Raw genomic sequence first — 12,467 nt, 5'->3', positions numbered from 1 at the left:
GTCAGCCTCCCGCACCCTGGCTGGTCACCGACGGCTGGCCGGTCGCCGGCTGCGGCACACCGATGGTCTTGCCGTCCGGCAGCCGGATGTAGCCCGGCTCGCCCGCGTCGACCAGACCCAGCCGCCGTGCCTCGGCGGTCAGGTTGCCCGGCGCCTGGAACTCGGCGATCTGCTTGTCCAGTTGCTGCTTCTCCAGGTCCAGTCGAGCCTGCTGCTGCTGCAACCGCTCGAGCCGGAACGCGTTCTCGTTGATCTTCGTGTTGACCGCCAGGATGCCGAGCACCCCACCGACCACCAGCACCACGATCAGCGCCGCGAACGGCGCACGCGGCACCGAGATCGGCGGTGGCGGCGCCACCCGCAGCCGCGGCGGGCGGGCGCTGGTGGCAGTGGCGGCCTTCTCGACCGGCCGCAGCGCGGCGGTGCCCTGGGTCGGGAACTCGCGCGCCCCCCGGGCGCGAGTCTCCCCCTGCCGGTTCACTCGATCGATGCGTGGCGTACCGTTTCCGAGGCGCGGAGCCCGCTCCGCCGCGGTCCGGCCCCCCGACCGCGGTGCGCGCTGCCCGCCGCCGGTGACGTCCCGGCGGTCGCGCTTGTCAATGCTCATGTCCCCTCCCCCTCAACATCCGTCCCTCTAGCCGTCCCCGGTGCCCCTGACCCCCCACGGATCAGGCGGACCCGGTGCCCGGTTGGTGCATTCCCTTCACCCGTCGGCGAGACCGTTCGCGGTCGGTCCGCCCCTGCTCTGTCGCGTTCGGGTCGAGTCGCTCCGCGGCCCGCAGCCGCACCGAGGCGGCGCGCGGGTTCGCGGCGACCTCCGCCTCCCCGGGCAGTTCGGCGCCCCGGCTGAGCAGCCGGAACGTCGGACCGGACCCGGGAAGTTCGACCGGGAGGTCGATCGGGCCCTTACTGCGGACCCGATCCGTGAGAGCCGCCTTGGTGAGCCTGTCCTCCAGCGAGTGGTAGGACAGGACCACCATGCGACCGCCCACTGTCAGTGCGTCGAGCGCGGATGGCAACGCTGTCTCCAGCGCTGCCAGCTCTCTGTTTACCTCGATCCGTAAAGCCTGAAACGTTCTCTTTGCCGGGTGCCCACCCGTTCGTCGGGCTGGTGCCGGAATGGAGTCCCGTACCAGCTCCGCCAGGAGCGCGGACGAGGTGATCCGGGCCCGTTCCCGCTGCCGGATGATCGCCGAGGCGATCCGACCGGCGAACTTCTCCTCGCCGTACACCCGCAGCACCCGGGCCAGGTCCGGATGTGCGTACGTGTTGACCACCTCTTCGGCGGTCACCCCCCGGGTCTGGTCCATCCGCATGTCGAGCGGAGCGTCCTGGGCGTACGCGAACCCGCGGTCGGGCGCGTCCAGCTGCAACGACGAGACACCCAGGTCGAACAGGATGCCGTCGATGGCCGGATAGCCCAGCCGGTCCAGCACGTCCGGCAACTCGTCGTAGACGGCGTGCTCCAGGTGCACCCGGTCGGCGAACCGGGCCAGTCGGACCCGCGCGTGGGCGAGCGCCTCGGTGTCCCGGTCGAGCCCGATCAGGACCGTTTCCGGATGCGCCTCGAGCACCGCCTCCGCGTGCCCGGCCAGGCCGAGCGTCGCGTCGACGTAGACCGTCCGGCCGCCTCGACCCAGCGCGGGGGCCAGCAGCTCGAGACACCGCTCGAGCAGCACCGGCACGTGCGTGCCGCGCAACTCCCCCATGATGACCCCCACTGGTTGAAACGTCCGTTCTCCTCGTGCGCCTGTCGTCGGACGGCGCTGCCGTCGTACCGCCAGATCCCCATCCGCTCCCGCCTGACACCGGACCGTCGCCCAATGACTGGATCGTGCGCCTGGCACCGGGGAAGTGATGCCAGGAACTCGAAAGCGGCTGGAGATCTCGCAGTACGTCGGGCGCCGTTACCGCCCTACAGACCGCCGGGCAGCACCCCCTCCTCGATGTCGGCGAAGTCGTCTTCGCTCTCGGCGAGGTAGGTCTCCCAGGCGACCTTGTCCCAGATCTCCACCCGCGTGCTCGCGCCGATCACCACCAGCTCGCGGTCCAGCGCGGCATAGGCCCGCAGGTGGGCCGGAATGGTCACCCGACCCTGCTTGTCCGGAACCTCGTCGTGCGCGCTGGCGAAGAAGACCCGGCTGTAGGCCCGGGCCGCCTTGTGGGTCATCGGCTGTGCGCGCAACTGCTCCGCGATCCGCTGGAACTCAGGGGTCGGGAAGACGTAGAGGCAGCGCTCCTGCCCTTTGGTGACCACGACACCCCCCGCCAGCTCATCCCGGAACTTGGCCGGAAGGATCAACCGGCCCTTTTCGTCCAGGCGCGGAGTGTGGGTGCCGAGAAACATCGGCCCAACCCCCTCGCCCCTGAGCGGCGTTCGCGGCGCCGCTGACCCCCCGGGCCGGTGAGCCCTCCCGGCCTCACCATTGGTCCCCACTCTACTCCACTTCCCTCCACCCGCAACCAAATTCGCCCGCGTGGCGCGCCTGACCCGACGGCAAAACCGCACGTCACAAGGGGTGGAGCGCAGTGGAGGGCTTCGGCCACCCCTCGGCGTGGTCCGCTTTCCGACATAGATCGACTCCGTCCGGGGGACGCCGACCCGGCCGCCCGCGCCACCACCACGGCCGAACGGTTCACCGTCGGCGGCGATCTGGTGGGGCCAGCGGTCCGGTAACCTCGCTCGCGTGACGGACGCGAAAATGCCCCTACGGGCCAAGGTGGCCAGCTCCGTGTCACGGACAGCCGCGGCGCTCTCCCGGGCGGCCGGCCGTGGCGACGGTTCGGTGATCGGCGGGTGGATCGGCCTGAAGATCGACCCGGACCTGCTGGCCCACCTGTCGGCCGGGCGCGCGATCGCGCTCGTCTCCGGCACCAACGGCAAGACCACCACCACCCGGTTGACCTCCGCCGCGGTCGGCGTGCTCGGCCGGGTCGCCACCAACTCCTTCGGCGCCAACATGCCCAGCGGGCACACCTCGGCGCTGGCCAAGGCCGGCAGCACCCCGTACGCGGTGCTGGAGGTCGACGAGCACTACCTGGCCCAGGTGCTGGAGGCGACCGAGCCGCACGTGGTCGCGCTGCTGAACCTCTCCCGCGACCAGCTCGACCGCGCCAAGGAGGTCGCCATGATGGCGCAGCTCTGGCGCGCCGCGCTGGTCCGGCACACCGACGTACGGGTGGTCGCCAACGCCGACGACCCACTGGTGGTGTGGGCCGCCACCCCGCCGGGCGACCCCGCCCGTGGCATCAACCCGCCGCACGTGACGTGGTTCAGTGCGGGCCAGCGCTGGCACGACGACTCCTGGGTCTGCCCGGAGTGCGGCTCCACGATCCAACGCTCCGGCGAGCAGTGGTGGTGCACGGGCTGCCCGCTGCGCCGGCCGGAGCCGCACTGGGTCGTCGAGGACGAGGGCGTGCTCGACCCCACCGGCGCCTGGCACAAGGTCTCCCTCCAGCTGCCCGGCAAGGTCAACCTCGGCAACGCGGCGACCGCGCTGGCGGTGGCCGCCGAGTTCGGCGTCCGCCCGGTCGACGCGGTGTCCCGCCTCGGCATCGTCACCTCGGTGGCCGGCCGCTACGCGCAGGTCGACAAGGACGGCCGCAACATCCGGCTGCTGCTGGCCAAGAACCCGGCCAGTTGGCTTGAGGCGTTCGACATGGCCGACGACGCGCCGACCCTGCTCTCCATCAACGCGCGCGACCCCGACGGCCTGGACACCTCCTGGCTCTACGACGTCGACTTCGCCCCGCTCCGTGGCCGCCAGGTGTTGATCACCGGCGACCGGGCATACGACCTGGCGGTCCGGCTGGACGTCAACGACGTGCCGTTCCAGCACGTCCGCACGTTCGACGACGCGCTCCGGTCGGTCCCGCCCGGGCGGCTGGAGGTCATCGCGAACTACACCGCGTTCCAGGACATCCGAGCGGAGTTGGACCGTGTCATCTGAGAGCCTGCGCATCGTCTGGATCTACCCCGACCTGCTCTCCACCTACGGAGACCGGGGCAACGCCCTGATCCTCGCCCGTCGGGCCCGTCAGCGCGGGATGCCGGTCGAGGTGCTGGAGGTCCGCTCCGACGAGCGGCTGCCCGCGACCGCCGACATCTACCTGGTCGGCGGCGGCGAGGACGGGCCGCAGGCGCTCGGCGCCCAGCGGCTGCTCGCCGACGGCGGCCTGCACCGCGCGGTCGCCCAGGGCTCGGTCGTGTTCGGCGTCTGCGCCGGCTACCAACTCCTCGGCACCTCGTTCTTCGCCAAGGGTGTGCAGTGCCGCGGGCTGGAGCTGCTCGACCTGAAGTCCGACCGGGGCGAGAGCCGGGCCGTGGGCGAGCTGGCCGGGGAGATCGACCCTCGGCTGGGCCTGCCCCCGCTGACCGGTTTCGAGAACCACGGCGGCCGCACCCACCTCGGTCCGGAGGTCTCCCCGCTGGCCCGGGTCACCGCCGGGGTGGGCAACGACGGCGCCACCGAGGGCGCGTGGCGCGGCAAGCTGCTGGGCACCTACTCACACGGGCCGGCGCTGGCTCGCAACCCGGCCCTGGCCGACCTGCTGCTGCGCTGGGCCACCGGGGCACACCAGCTCCCGCCGTTGGACGACACCTGGTCGGACCGGCTCCGCAACGAGCGCCGCTCCGCGGTGGCCGCCGCCCGGGCATGATCCGTGCCGTCCGGCGGTTGCTCCGGCAGCCGTCGGCCGCCCGGTTCGCCCTGCTGGTGCTGCTGATCGTCGGGTGCGGGTTACTGCTGCTCCTGGTGCCCCGCCCGGATCCGGCGCAGCTGCCGCTGGTCGCCGACCGGCTGGGCGACCTCGCGCCGGTGGCAGCGATCCTCGGGGGCGCGTTGCTCCTCGTCGCGCTGGTGCCCCGGACCTTCATCACGCTCGCCGCGGGCGCGATCTTCGGCCCCCTGGAGGGTGCCGCGTACGCCCTGGGCGCCGCGCTGGTGGCCGCGGCGATCGGGTTCACTGTCGGCCGGTTGCTCGGTCGGGAGTTCGTCGCCGAACGGGTCCGCGGTCGGCTGGCCCGCCTCGACGGCTGGTTCGCCCGGCAGAGCGTGCTCGGTGTGATGACCGTCCGGTTGCTGCCGATCGCCGGCTTCGGACTGGTCAGCTACGGCTACGGCACGACCGGCGCCCGAGTGCTGCCGTTCCTGGCCGGCAGCGTGATCGCGTCCGCGCCGACCGCCTTCGGCTACGCGGCGATCGGCGCGGCGGTCAGCTCCCCCGGCCACGTCAACTGGTACGCCGCCGCCCCGGCCAGCCTCGGCCTGATCGCCAGCGTGGTGCTCATCCACCAGTGGTGGCGAGCCGAGCGCCGACGCCGCGCCATGCCGGTCTGACCCGCTGCCGAAAACCCTGCGGACGTCGATGACAGGATCCTGCCGGTTCGGCGGTGGTAACGGCCGGACGACGATCCCGCCGGCAGGGCATCGGGCAGCGCCGGCGCGATCTAGCGTCTGCGGCCATGAAGCCCTTGCCCCGAGCCAGGATCGGCTCCCGAGCCGTCGCCCTCGTTGCGGCCCTCGTGGCGGCGCTGCTCGCGGCGTGCACCCCGGGTGATCCACCGGCCGCGTCGTCGCCGTCCGCTACGGCCGAGGCGCCGCCCGCGACGCGGGTGACCGCCCCACCGCTCGCCGACTTCTGCCCGGTCGCCATGCCACGAAGCTGGCAGGACGCGATCCGTGACAGTCGCCTTCCACAGGAACCCGGGGAAAAGTGGGCGGCACTCACCCCGGCGCCGGATGGCCGCTCCGCGTTCGCCACTGTGCAGCGCGGCGGCTCGATGACGCTGGTCTGGCAGGAGAAGGACGGCCGACGGAGGGAGGTGGCCACCATGCCGGACATGTTCACCTTCCCACTGTGGGGCGTCTTCGACGGGCGCTGGCTGGTGTACGCGCGCAGCAGCCTCATGCGAGCGGCACCCCATGGCGGCGGCGGCTCCGAACTGTTCGCCTGGGACTCGGAGTCGGGGACCGCACCACGGCAGGTGCTGGGCACCGCGGACCTCCTCTTCCGGCCACCGCTGCGCGACGGGAAGCTCGCCGTCACCAGGATCCTCGCCGAGGACCGGAACGAGCTGACCCTGCACGACCTGGCTGCCGGGACGGTCCGCACGGTGGCCACCGGCCCGGTGGGCGGTGTCGGGTTCCACGGCGCCGACCTGCTCTGGTTCGATCGGGCCACGGGTCGCCTGAACGCGATCGGTCCGGACGGTAAGGCCGGGTCCGCGCCGCAGCCGAGCCCGGGACCTGACACCACAGTCGACGTCACCACCGACGGCCGGACCACGGCCTGGGTGTCCCGCGACGAGCGCGCCCTTACCGTCTGGCGACCGGACTGGGCGGCGCCGGTCCGCGTGTTCCGGGTGACCCCTCCGCCGGCTACGGCCGCCGCTACCTCGTTGCCACCGGGCACCAGGCCCCCGACCGTCGACCCCTTCCACACGGTTGCCACGCCCACCGCCGTCGGGGACCTGGTGATCTTCCAGTACCACCTGGGTTGGTACGTGGCCGACCTGCGAACCGGGTCGTACGTGCGGCTGACCGCCGATCACGCCCACGCGGTCGTCTCGGGCGAGGCGCTGCTGGTGGACCCGGACAACAACTCGGACCCCGCACAGCAGCACGCGTACTCGCTGCTGCGTCCGGACCGGCTGCCGCCACTGCCGCCCTGCCCGTGACCACCGGAGCGCAACCGCCGGGCGGCTGGTCGAGCTGATCCGAAGACTGCACGAGCCGGTGGTGCGGCGACCGGCGGGGGATGCGCCGGAGAGCATGATGACTCAGAGACATCAATATGCCTCTGAGTCATCACGCTCAACGCGGTGCCCGCCTCCGTGGACGTCACGGTGCGTATCGCTCGCAGTCAGGCGACGACCGAGACCATCCGACCCTTGACCACGATGACCTTGCGGGGTTCCTTGCCACCCAGGGTCGCCGCCACCGCGTCCAGGGCCGCCGCGCGGACGACCTCTTCGGAGGCGTCGGCGGGGACCTCGATACGGCCACGGACCTTGCCGTTGACCTGCACCGGGTAGGTCACCGTGTCGGCCACCAGCAGGGCCGGGTCGGCGGTCGGGAAGTCCGCGTACGTCAGCGAGGTGTCGTGGCCCAGCTTGCGCCACAGCTCCTCGGCCAGGTGCGGCGCGAACGGCGCCACCATCAGCACCAGCGGCTCGGCCACCTCGCGGGGCGTGGCCGACAGTCGGGTCAGCCCGTTGGTCAGCTCGATCAGCTTGGCGATCGCGGTGTTGAACCGGATGCCGTCCATGTCGCCACGGACCCCGTCGATCACCTTGTGCAGCAGCCGGCGGGTCGCCTCGTCGGCCGGGTCCTCGGTGATCCGCAGGGCGCCGGTCTGCTCGTCGACGACGGCCCGCCACACCCGCTGCAGGAACCGGTACGAGCCGACCACCGCCCGGGTCTCCCAGGGGCGGGAGACCTCCAGCGGGCCCATCGACATCTCGTACACCCGGAAGGTGTCCGCGCCGTAGGCGGCGCACATGTCGTCGGGGGTCACCACGTTCTTCAGCGACTTGCCCATCTTGCCGTACTCGCGGTTGACCGCCAGGTCGCCCAGGTAGTAGCCGCCGTCGCGCTCGAAGACCTCCTCGGCCTGCACGTAGCTGCCGCGCGAGTCGGTGTACGCGTACGCCTGGATCATGCCCTGGTTGAACAGCTTGCGGAACGGCTCGAACGACGACACGTGCCCCAGGTCGAACAGCACCTTGTGCCAGAACCGCGCGTACAGCAGGTGCAGCACGGCGTGCTCGGCGCCACCGACGTACAGGTCGGTGCCCCCGCAGTCACCGTCGGCGCGCGGGCCCATCCAGTACCGCTCGTTCTCCGCGTCGACGAACCGCTCGCTGTTGGTCGGGTCCAGGTAGCGCAGCTCGTACCAGCAGGAGCCGGCCCACTGCGGCATCACGTTGGTTTCCCGGGTGTAGCGCTTCGGCCCGTCACCCAGATCCAGTTCGACCTCGACCCAGTCGCGCCGCCGCGACAGCGGGGTCTCCGGGTTGCTGTTGGCGTCGTCGGCGTCGAACGTCTTCGGGGAGAAGTCGTCCACCTCCGGCAGCTCGACCGGCAGCATCTCCTCCGGCAGGGCGATGGCCGCGCCGGTCTCGTCGTAGACGATCGGGAACGGTTCGCCCCAGTACCGCTGCCGGGAGAACAGCCAGTCGCGCAGCCGGTAGGTCACCGCGCCGGTGCCGTGCCCGTTCGCCTCCAACCAGGCGATGATCGCCGCCTTGGCGTCGGCGACCCCCAGGCCGTTCAGGTCCAGGCCGCGCTCGGGCGCGGCGCTGTTGATCGCCGGGCCGTCCCCGGTGTACGCCTTGCCGTCGAAGCCCTCCGCCGGCTGCACGGTACGGACGATGGGCAGCTCGAAGACCTCGGCGAACGCCCAGTCCCGCTCGTCCTGCGCCGGCACCGCCATGATCGCGCCGGTGCCGTAGCCGGCCAGCACGTAGTCGGCGATGAAGATCGGGATCTGCCCACCGGTGACCGGGTTGGTGGCGTACGCGCCGATGAAGACGCCGGTCTTCTCCTTGGTGTCGGACTGCCGCTCGACGTCGGTCTTGGCCGCTGCCGCCTTGCGGTACGCCTCGATGGCCTCCCGGGGGCTGGCGTGCCCGCCGGTCCAGGCGTCCCTCGTGCCCTCCGGCCAGCTGGCCGGGGCCAGCGTGTCGACCAGCTCGTGCTCGGGCGCCAACACCATGTAGGTGGCACCGAAGACGGTGTCCGGGCGGGTCGTGAACACCCGCACCGGCGCCGCGCTGGTCGGGAAGTCGATGTGGGCGCCGGTGGAGCGGCCGATCCAGTTGCGCTGCATCAGCTTGATCGGCTCGGGCCAGTCCAGGCTGTCCAGGTCGTCCAGCAGCCGGTCACCGTACGCGGTGATCCGCATCATCCACTGCTTCAGGTTGCGCTTGAAGACCGGGAAGTTGCCCCGCTCGGAACGGCCGTCGGCGGTGACCTCCTCGTTGGCCAGCACGGTGCCCAGCCCCGGGCACCAGTTCACCGGCGCCTGCGAGACGTACGCCAGGCGGTGGTCGTCGACGACCTGACGGCGCTCGGCGACGCTCAGCTCGGCCCAGGCGCGGCCGTCCGGGGTGGGCCGGCTACCGCCTTCGAACTCGGCGATCAGCTCGGCGATCGGACGGGCCCGGCCGGCGTCGCTGTCGTACCAGGAGTTGAAGATCTGCAGGAAGATCCACTGGGTCCAGCGGTAGAAGTCGGTGTCGATGGTGGCCACCGAGCGGCGCTCGTCGTGCGCCAGCCCCAGCCGGCGCAGCTGCGCCTTGTACCGCTCGATGTTCGCGACCGTGGTGGTCCGGGGGTGGGTGCCGGTCTGCACCGCGTACTGCTCGGCGGGCAGGCCGAACGCGTCGAAGCCCATCGCGTGCAGCACGTTGCGGCCGGCCATCCGCTGGTAGCGGGCGTAGCAGTCGGTGCCGATGTAGCCCAGCGGGTGGCCGACGTGCAGGCCCGCTCCGGAGGGGTACGGGAACATGTCCAGCACGTACAGCTTCTCCGCGCCCGCGCGCGGGTGGGTCGGGTCGGCCAGCGGGCCGGTCGGGTTCGGTGCGTGGAAGGTGCCCTCGCGCGCCCAGGTGTCCTGCCAACGAATCTCGATCTCGTCGGCCAGGGCCGCGGTGTACCGGAACGGGGGAATGTCGCCCGCCGGTGCGGCTGCCTCACTCATCGTCTCTCCTCGCTTCGCTTCGCTTCGTCTCGGCACCGCCGGGCCGGGCCGGCGGCGGGCACAAAAAAGCCCCTCGCGCAGGAGGGGCCGCCGTGCTGTCGCTGCGTTCAGCGCATCAGCACGGCCCGGTAAGAAGCAGGAAGACTCCGGCCATGCCCCGCAGTGTACCTCGCCCACGGTTCGCCCTGCCGGCCCCCGGGCGGGGTCGTTCGGGTTCCCCCGAGCTGGCGAATATCGGTGCGTAACCGACGGACTACCTGCGGGGGTCGGCGATAACGACAAACATGGTTAGCCTGAGAGACTAGTGAGATTCCTGCGGCAAACGAGGCTCGACGTCGCGAACCCAACGGCGGGTCCAGGTGCTCTCTAGAGAGCTGCCGTGACGGCGACGAGGAGGAGGCCCGTGACACAACAGACCTGGGACGAGGTGGGCGGCCTGTTGCCGCACGACGAGTTCCGCGCCGCCAGTGAGGCCATCGTGGCCAACATCGAGCAGGTCATCGAGGGTAAGACCGCCACCGTGCGGCTCGCCCTGGCCGTCCTGCTCGCCGAGGGTCACCTCCTGATCGAAGACGTCCCGGGCGTCGGCAAGACCAAGCTTGCCAAGGCCCTCGCGCGGTCCATCGACTGCACGGTGCGGCGGATCCAGTTCACCCCCGACCTGCTGCCCAGCGACGTCACCGGTGTCAGCGTCTACAACCAGGAGACGCACGACTTCGAGTTCCGCCCGGGCGCCGTGTTCGCCAACCTGGTGGTCGGCGACGAGATCAACCGGGCCTCCCCGAAGACCCAGTCGGCGTTGCTGGAGTGCATGGAGGAGCGACAGGTCACCGTCGACGGGGTGACCTACCAGCTCCAGACCCCGTTCATGGTGATCGCCACCCAGAACCCGATCGAGATGGAGGGGACCTACCCTCTGCCGGAGGCGCAGCGCGACCGGTTCACCGCCCGCATCGCGATGGGTTACCCGGACTCCAACGCCGAGCTGGCCATGCTCGACGGGCACGGCGCCACCGACCCGCTGCACGAGCTGCGCGCGGTCTCCGACGCGGCCATCGTCCGGCAGCTGATCGCCACCGTCCGGCAGGTGCACGTCGCGGACGCGGTCAAGCAGTACGCGATCGACCTGGTCACCGCCACCCGTGAGGCCCCCGACCTGCGGCTCGGCGCGTCCCCCCGGGCGACCCTGCAACTGCTGCGCACCGCCCGGGCGGTCGCCGCCCTGGAGGGCCGCGACTACGTCCTCCCCGACGACCTGCAGGCCCTGGCGGTGCCGGTGCTCGCCCACCGGATCATCCCGACGGCCGACGCGCAGCTCGCCCGGCGCACCACCGACGCGATCGTCTCCGAGCTGGTGCACCGCCTGCCGCTGCCACACGACCGGCAGCGCAACCCGTACGACACCCGGCCCCCCGCCACCGGCAACGGTCGCGCACCCTACGAGCCGCGGAGGCCATGACGTGCGTGCCGGGCTACGCGGGCTGACCACCCGCGGGCGGTCCTTCCTCGCCGCTGCGGTCGCGGCGGCGATCTCGGCCGGCATTCTCGGCGAGAAGGACCTGCTCCGGGTGGCCGTGCTGTTGGCCATCCTGCCGTTGCTGGCCGCCGCCTACGTCGGGCGGAGCCGCTACAAGCTGGCCTGCAACCGTTCGCTGGACCCGCACCGGGTTCCGGTCGGCGCCAACTCCCGTGTGGTGTTGCGCCTCCAGAACCTCTCCCGGCTGCCGACCGGCACCCTGCTCCTGGAGGACCGGCTGCCCTACGCACTGGGCAGCCGGCCCCGGGTGGTGTTGGAGCGGCTCGGCGCGCACCAGGCCAGCTCCGTGGCGTACACGGTGCGGGCCGACGTGCGGGGTCGCTACGACGTGGGCCCGCTGGTCGTCCGGATGACCGACCCGTTCGGTCTCTGTGAGCTCACCCGCTCCTTCCCCAGCACCGACCACCTGACGGTCATCCCGCAGGTCACCCCGCTGCCGTCGGTCCGGCTCCCCGGGGAGTACGCGGGCAGCGGCGACAGTCGGGCCCGCTCGGTGGCGGTGCACGGCGAGGACGACGCGGCGACCCGGGAGTACCGGCGCGGCGACGATCTGCGCCGGGTGCACTGGAAGTCCACCGCGCGCACCGGCGAGCTGATGGTGCGCCGCGAGGAGCAACCGTGGGAGAGCCGGGCCACAGTCGTCCTGGACACCCGGGCGTACGGGCACCGGGGCGAGGGGCCGACGGCGAGTTTCGAGTGGTCGGTCTCGGCCGCCGCGAGCATCGCCGTCCACCTGCGGCAGGCCGGTTACAAGTTGCGCCTGGTCACCGGCTCGGGGGCAGACGTGGACGCCTCGGAGGCCGGCGGGGACGGCGCGCTGCTCGACCACCTCGCGGAGGTCCGACTGGATCAGCGCGCCGAGGTCACCGGCCTCGTGCAGCGGGTCCGCCAACGCGCCGACGGCGGTCTGATCATCGGCCTGTTCGGCACGGTGAGCGTGGCCGAGGCGGAGCTGCTGGCCGGGCTGCGCGGCAACGGCGCCACCTGTGTCGGCTTCCTGCTGAACAGCTCCACCTGGCTCAGCCTGCCGGAGAAGGCCCGGGCCGAGGCGGAGCACGCCCACGCCGCCGCCGTCCTCGCCATGCTGCAGAGCGGCTGGCGGGTGGTCGGCGTCGACCACGGCGGCCGACTGCCGGCGCTGTGGCCGCAGGTCGGCCGGGGCGCCCAGGGTTTCGCCCTGCGGGCCGCGCTGGCCGAGACGGTCGCCGGCGGTGTGCGATGAACG

General features: G+C 72.0%; 9 protein-coding genes and 1 pseudogene. 6 read left to right on the top strand and 4 right to left on the bottom strand.

The annotated features are described in order from the left end of the window. Position 1: 1 nt before the first annotated feature. From OH804_RS02435 to mraZ, 3 genes and pseudogenes are all read right to left on the bottom strand, one after another. The gene (locus OH804_RS02435; RefSeq protein ID WP_196918912.1) at positions 2-607 is read right to left on the bottom strand and encodes a hypothetical protein; all 606 of its coding nucleotides are present in this window, start codon (positions 605-607) and stop codon (positions 2-4) included. Then, a pseudogene (rsmH, locus tag OH804_RS02430) lies at positions 604-1,709 on the bottom strand (16S rRNA (cytosine(1402)-N(4))-methyltransferase RsmH). Before rsmH ends, OH804_RS02435 begins: the two are co-directional and overlap by 4 nt. Positions 1,710-1,915: 206 nt before the next feature. Beyond that, positions 1,916-2,347: a division/cell wall cluster transcriptional repressor MraZ gene (mraZ, locus tag OH804_RS02425; RefSeq protein WP_030488958.1), complete on the bottom strand. Its 432-nt coding sequence runs from the start codon at positions 2,345-2,347 to the stop codon at positions 1,916-1,918. A gap of 355 nt (positions 2,348-2,702) precedes the next feature. Between mraZ and OH804_RS02420 the strand changes: the two genes are divergently transcribed. From OH804_RS02420 to OH804_RS02405, 4 genes are all read left to right on the top strand, one after another. Next, on the top strand, positions 2,703-3,950 hold the full coding sequence (locus tag OH804_RS02420) for a MurT ligase domain-containing protein (RefSeq protein ID WP_091407686.1): 1,248 nt from the start codon (positions 2,703-2,705) through the stop codon (positions 3,948-3,950). Beyond that, positions 3,940-4,659, top strand: a complete 720-nt coding sequence (locus OH804_RS02415; protein ID WP_366337146.1) for a glutamine amidotransferase — start codon at positions 3,940-3,942, stop codon at positions 4,657-4,659. Before OH804_RS02420 ends, OH804_RS02415 begins: the two co-directional genes overlap by 11 nt. Next, complete coding sequence (locus OH804_RS02410; protein WP_406062461.1) at positions 4,656-5,339, top strand: TVP38/TMEM64 family protein; 684 nt, start codon at positions 4,656-4,658, stop codon at positions 5,337-5,339. The genes OH804_RS02415 and OH804_RS02410 overlap by 4 nt, the downstream gene beginning before the upstream one ends. A 125-nt stretch (positions 5,340-5,464) precedes the next feature. Beyond that, the gene (locus OH804_RS02405; RefSeq protein WP_196918915.1) at positions 5,465-6,679 is read left to right on the top strand and encodes a hypothetical protein; all 1,215 of its coding nucleotides are present in this window, start codon (positions 5,465-5,467) and stop codon (positions 6,677-6,679) included. A gap of 185 nt (positions 6,680-6,864) precedes the next feature. On the opposite strand, the gene leuS is transcribed toward OH804_RS02405, so the two are convergent. After that, positions 6,865-9,705: a leucine--tRNA ligase gene (gene leuS / locus OH804_RS02400; protein ID WP_406062459.1), complete on the bottom strand. Its 2,841-nt coding sequence runs from the start codon at positions 9,703-9,705 to the stop codon at positions 6,865-6,867. A gap of 403 nt (positions 9,706-10,108) precedes the next feature. Here leuS and OH804_RS02395 point away from each other — a divergent pair, with 403 nt between their 5' ends. Both OH804_RS02395 and OH804_RS02390 read left to right on the top strand, forming a co-directional pair. Further along, the gene (locus OH804_RS02395; RefSeq protein ID WP_091407670.1) at positions 10,109-11,164 is read left to right on the top strand and encodes a MoxR family ATPase; all 1,056 of its coding nucleotides are present in this window, start codon (positions 10,109-10,111) and stop codon (positions 11,162-11,164) included. A gap of 1 nt (position 11,165) precedes the next feature. Next, the gene (locus OH804_RS02390) at positions 11,166-12,464 is read left to right on the top strand and encodes a DUF58 domain-containing protein (protein ID WP_210785716.1); all 1,299 of its coding nucleotides are present in this window, start codon (positions 11,166-11,168) and stop codon (positions 12,462-12,464) included. Positions 12,465-12,467 lie beyond the last annotated feature (3 nt).

This window comes from Micromonospora sp. NBC_00860 (genome assembly GCF_045207375.1).
Classification (GTDB): Bacteria; Actinomycetota; Actinomycetes; order Mycobacteriales; family Micromonosporaceae; genus Micromonospora; species Micromonospora vinacea.
The sequence above is the reverse complement of the archived record's forward strand: the minus strand, read 5'-3'. Positions and strand labels throughout refer to the sequence as shown.